Origin of the sequence: Pseudorhodobacter sp. E13, from assembly GCF_003991405.1 — a bacterium.
Classification (GTDB): domain Bacteria; phylum Pseudomonadota; class Alphaproteobacteria; order Rhodobacterales; family Rhodobacteraceae; genus Pseudorhodobacter.
In genome coordinates, this window is record NZ_RPEN01000061.1 from 1 (window position 1) to 292 (window position 292).

Here is a 292-nt window from a genome sequence, read left to right on the forward strand (position 1 = left end):
CCGGTCTTCCGCGCTGCTCAGCAGCGGGTTCACCAATGTCACGACCTTGCTGATGGTGACCTTCTCGGCCACCGGAGGGCTGAAGGTGTTCCGTGACGGCGTGTTGGCCGGGGACAATCCCACCGAAGTCGGTGTGTTTGATATCGGCTACAGAGCCGGTGAATGGCAGATGCTTAACGCGATGCGCGGTTTGGTGGGCATCTGCGGGCTGACCGATACCGACCTGGGCAGCACCGCCATGGCCGCTTACCGCATCAAGATCGAACAGTTCTTGAAGGCCAAATACGGCATC

At 60.3% G+C, this 292-nt stretch carries 1 protein-coding gene; it reads left to right on the forward strand.

What is annotated here, in order from left to right; genetic code table 11:
* Positions 1 to 292, forward strand: a 292-nt coding sequence (locus tag EGN72_RS19035) for a hypothetical protein (RefSeq protein ID WP_158623088.1), incomplete at both ends; no start/stop codon positions are given.